General features: G+C 66.3%; 5 protein-coding genes. 4 read left to right on the plus strand and 1 reads right to left on the minus strand.

The genetic code is table 11. The annotated features are described in order from the left end of the window. From EN781_RS26005 to EN781_RS26015, 3 genes are all read left to right on the plus strand, one after another. Positions 1 to 648 (plus strand): hydantoinase/carbamoylase family amidase (locus EN781_RS26005; protein WP_127400469.1); only part of this gene is annotated, 648 nt, incomplete at its 5' end. A gap of 211 nt (positions 649 to 859) precedes the next feature. Further along, positions 860 to 2056 (plus strand): diaminopropionate ammonia-lyase, encoded by a 1197-nt coding sequence (locus EN781_RS26010; protein ID WP_126055247.1) that lies wholly within the window; start codon positions 860 to 862, stop codon positions 2054 to 2056. A 137-nt stretch (positions 2057 to 2193) separates the two neighbouring features. Next, positions 2194 to 3351, plus strand: coding sequence for a M20 aminoacylase family protein (locus tag EN781_RS26015; protein ID WP_126055246.1), 1158 nt, complete (start codon positions 2194 to 2196; stop codon positions 3349 to 3351). Positions 3352 to 3359: 8 nt separating this feature from the next. Here EN781_RS26015 and EN781_RS26020 read toward each other — a convergent pair whose 3' ends face one another. Next, positions 3360 to 4028, minus strand: a complete 669-nt coding sequence (locus tag EN781_RS26020) for a GntR family transcriptional regulator (RefSeq protein WP_127400470.1) — start codon at positions 4026 to 4028, stop codon at positions 3360 to 3362. A 250-nt stretch (positions 4029 to 4278) separates the two neighbouring features. Here EN781_RS26020 and EN781_RS26025 point away from each other — a divergent pair. Beyond that, positions 4279 to 4820, plus strand: a 542-nt coding sequence (locus EN781_RS26025) for a dihydroxy-acid dehydratase (protein WP_189347863.1), incomplete at its 3' end; no start/stop codon positions are given.

Below are 4820 nucleotides of genomic sequence, written 5' to 3' on the forward strand. Positions count from 1 at the left end.
GTGCTGGAACGCGAGGGCATCGCCGTCGGCGCGGTCGAAAACCTGCAGGGCATTTCCTGGCAGCGCATCACGATCGAGGGCGAGGCCAACCATGCCGGCACAACGCCGATGTCGATGCGCCGCGATGCCGGCGTCGCCGCCGCGCGGGTGATCGGCTTCCTGGCGGACCGCGCCGGCGCCTCGCCGACGCCGACGGTCGCCACCGTCGGCACCATCGCCTTCGAGCCCAACGCCATCAACGTCATCCCGTCGCGGGCGACCTTCACCGTCGACCTCCGCGATCCCGACGAAACGCACCTTCGCGAGGAGGAAGCGGCGCTCGCCGCCTTTCTCGACCACCTTGCCGCGAGCGCCGGCGTCACCGTCCAGGCTGAAAGCCTGGCGCGTTTCGAGCCGGTAACCTTCGATGCCCGCATCGTCTCGCTGGTCGAGGAGGTTGCCGGAGCCGCCGGCCTTTCCTGCCGGCGCATCACCTCGGGCGCCGGCCACGACGCTCAGATGATCGCGCGCATCGCGCCGTCCGCGATGATCTTCGTGCCGAGCCGGGGCGGCATCAGCCACAACCCGGCAGAGTTCACCGCCGCCGGCGAACTGGTTGCCGGAGCCAACATCCTGCTCGGCGTCGCCGCGAGATTGGCGGCCGACTGACCGCGGCAGCAGAAAACGCGGATCGCCGGCTTCTGCGGCACAGTGTTGCCAAGCCATGACACCACCAAAAATAGTCACGTCGAAGGCGTCGAGTCTTGCAGAGGTTGGCATCCGGCGACATCGGGCCGAAACAAAAATCAATCATTCAGCGAGTTTAGACGGCGAATTTTCGCGCGCGCCAATAAGTTCAGTGCCTCGAAGAAAGAATGCCATGCTGCTGCTCAATCAACGTCCCGAACACAACCAGCCGTTGGTTGCGGCCGATGCCGAGTCCCTCGGCATGGCGGGAGGCGAGCGGGCCGAGCACTATCTCAAGGCGCGGCACAACCATGTCGAAACGCCGCTGCACGCCTTGCCGGCGTTGGCCGATGAACTCGGCATCGCCGCACTTTACGTCAAAGATGAAGGCCAGCGTCTCGGCCTCGGCTCCTTCAAGGCGCTGGGCGGCGCCTATGCGGTCATACGGCTGGTGCTGGAGGAGGCAGGCAAGTGGCTCGGCCGCACCGTCGATATCGGCGAGATCAACGACGCCAAGGTGCGCGAGATCGCGTCCAGCATGATCTTTGTCTGCGCCACCGACGGCAATCATGGCCGCTCGGTCGCGCAGGGCGCCGGCCTGGTCGGCGCGCGCTCGGTGATCTTCGTCCATGCTGGCGTAAGCCGTGAGCGTGTCGCGGCCATCGCCCGCTTCGGCGCCGAGATCGTGCAGGTCGAGGGCGGCTACGATCATGCGGTGCGCGAAGTCGCCCGCGTCGGCGCCGAGCGCGGCTGGAAGATCGTCTCCAACACGTCCTGGCCGGGCTATGAGCGCGTCCCCGGCCTGGTCATGCAGGGCTACACGGTGATCGTGCGCGAGACGCTGCGGCAGGTGGCCGAGCCGCCCACGCATGTCTTCCTGCAGGCCGGCGTCGGCGGCTTCGCCGCGGCGATCGCCGGCCATATGGCGATTATGCTCGGCGGGCGGCGGCCGAAGGCCGTAGTGGTCGAGCCGGGGCGCTCGGCCTGCGTCTACGCCTCGGCTGAGGCCGGACGTCCGGCAACGATCGCGCATCAGCAGTCGACGGTGATGGCGATGCTCGAATGCGCTGAACCGTCACTGGTCGCCTGGCGCGTGCTGGCGCGCGTCGGCGATGCCTTCATGACGGTGGAGGAAGAGGATGCGGTCGCCGTGATGAAGCGGCTGGCGCGACCCTTGGGCAACGATCCGGCAATCATCTCCGGCGAAAGCGGCGGTGCGGGGCTCGCCGGACTGATCCGCGCGGCAGGCGACAAGCAGATGCGCGCGGCACTCGACCTCGACACCCATTCGCGCGTGCTCGTCATCAACTCCGAGGGGGCGACCGACCCCGGCCGCTATGCCGAACTGGTCGGCGTGGCGCCGGACGACGTGCTGATGCAGCCTGCCTGAAACAAGTCCGGAAAGTATATGACGGTCAGGCTCGGCGACTTGGGCCGTAGCAGGCTCGGCGACTTCGCCGTAGCAGGCTCGGCGACTTCGCCGTAGCTTTCGGTCCGAGTGCGTAAAGAAGAGGCTTAGGGGCGACGATGGCCAAACTCGACCAGCAGGCACTGCACCGCGAGATGACGGCGTGGCGGCACGATCTCCACGCCCATCCCGAATTCGGCTTCGAGGAGAAGCGCACCTCGGCCTTCGTTGCCGAAAAACTCCGCGCGTTCGGGCTCGAGGTCGCCGAAGGCATCGGCGGCACCGGCGTCGTCGGCACGCTGACCAGGGGCAGCGGCAACCGGGCGATCGCACTGCGCGCCGACATGGACGCGCTGCGCATCGCCGAGCAGGGCACGATGGCCTACCGCTCCCAGACACCCGGCACCATGCATGCCTGCGGCCATGACGGCCACACCTCGATGCTGCTCGGCGCGGCAAAGCTGCTTGCCGCCGAAGGCGGCTTCGACGGCACTGTGCGCTTCATCTTCCAGCCGGCCGAGGAATGGGGCAGGGGCGCGCTCGCCATGCTGGACGACGGACTGCTCGAGCGCTTCCCCTTCGAGGAGATATTCGGCCTGCACAACATGCCGGGCCTGCCCATTGGCCATTTCGAGACCCGCGTCGGGCCGATCATGTCGGCCGAGGACAATTTCGAGATCGTGCTGAAAGGCGTCGGCGGCCATGCCGCGCGTCCACATGCCGGCCAGGAGACGCTGGTCGCCGCCTGCGCGCTGGTCGTCAACCTGCAGACCATCGTCTCGCGGCGCCTGAGCCCCGCCGATATCGGCGTCGTTTCGGTCACCGAGCTGATCACCGACGGCACCCGCAACGCGCTGCCGGGCCTTGCCCGCATCCTCGGCGACGCCAGGAGTTTCCGGCCCGAGGTGAGTGCCGCGATCGAGAAGGAGATGCGCCGCATCGCCGAGGGCACGGCGCAGGCCTATGACGTCGCCGCCGAAGTCACTTACACGCGCGAGTTCGTGCCGCTGGTCAACGACGCAAGCCTGGTCGACGAAGCTTTTGCTGCGGCCCGGAGCGTGCTGGCCGGCGATGCCGTCGGCGTCGCGGCCGAGCCGATGACCGGCTCGGAGGATTTCGCCCGCTTCCTCGCCCATGTGCCGGGCTGCTTCATCTTCCTCGGCAACGGCGCCTCCGCACCGCTGCACAATCCGTCCTATGATTTCAATGATGAAGGCCTGGTCCATGGCGCGCGGTTCCATGCGGCAGTGGTGCGGCGGCGGCTGGCGGCGGGGTAAGAGGGCCCCTAAACCCCATCCCCCGCCTTCTCGATCGCCTCGAGATAGAACATCTTGCTTGGCTGCAGATGGTCGACGCAGAGCTGCGCCAGCACCCAGTTGTCCCGGCGCTTCATCGCCTCGATCATGAACCAGTGGTGCTGGCGCGAGACTTCCAGCTTCTGCGGATCGGCGAGTGAGTTCGCCCGCACCGGCAGGCTGAGCCGCATGTAGTGGTCGATCGACGACACCAGGTAGTCGTTGCCGCAGGCCGAGAACATGGTGAGGTGGAAACGGTCATTGGCCTCGTGGATGCCGCGCAGATAGTGGGCGTCGACATGGGCGCTGTAGACCCGTTGGATCTCCATCAGCTCCGCAATCAGTGCATCGCTGGCCGGCAACGGGATCATCAGCGCCGCCTGCCGCTGCAAGAGCTCGCGCACCTCGTAGATCTGCCTGACCTCGTCGGGTGACAGCCTTCTCACCATCGCGCCCTTGTTGCGTTCGCGGGTGACGACGCCCAGTTTCTCCAGCTGGTAGAGCGCCTGGCGGATGGTGTGGCGCGACACCGGGAAGCGTCCGAGCAGCACATCTTCGACCAGCCGTGTGCCGGGCGCGAGGCGGCCGAAGATGATGTCCTCCTCCAGCGCCTTAACGACGTCGGCTTCCTTGCCGCCATAGTCTGCCACGTGGAGCATTTTCTTGTCCTTGCCGCGTCCTTTGCGGTCACTCTAGCCGCAGAGAGAGCCTTTCCGCAACTGCAGCGCATGGTCTTGATAATCGATAATACGACCATGAGTGACAAGTTATGATCGCCACATTGTAGGTATTTCTGCTGGAACCAGATTAGAATTATTGACAATCTGAGCCATTTGCCTATGGTGACGATCAGCGGTTGCTCCACCAGGGCGCCTGCAGTCAGGGTGAAATCCAGCCCCAAGGTGTCGATTGGCGTATCGCGGCCTCAGGAAGGGACTGACCAGCTACGGCGACGCCGCCTTCTCGCTGTTCCTGCGCAAGGCCTTCATCAAGGCGGCCGGCTATTCGGACGATGCGCTGGAGCGGCCGATCGTCGGCATTGTCGACACCGCGAGCGACTACAATCCCTGCCACGGCAACGCGCCGCAGCTGATCGAGGCGGTCAAGCGCGGCGTCATGCTCTCGGGCGCGCTGCCGATGGTGTTCCCGACCATCTCCATCCACGAATCCTTCGCCCACCCGACCTCGATGGTGCTGCGCAATCTGATGGCGATGGACACCGAGGAGATGATCCGCGCGCAGCCGATGGACGCGGTGGTCGTCATCGGCGGCTGCGACAAGACATTGCCGGCGCAGATCATGGGCGCCATCAGCGCCGACCTGCCGACGGTCGTTGTGCCGGTCGGCTCGATGGTCGTCGGCCACCACAAGGGCGAGACACTGGGCGCCTGCACCGACTGCCGCCGCCTGTGGTCGAGCCACCGCGCCGGCGACATCGATGCCGCCGAGAT

Source organism: Mesorhizobium sp. M4A.F.Ca.ET.090.04.2.1 (genome assembly GCF_003999085.1).
GTDB lineage: Bacteria > Pseudomonadota > Alphaproteobacteria > Rhizobiales > Rhizobiaceae > Mesorhizobium.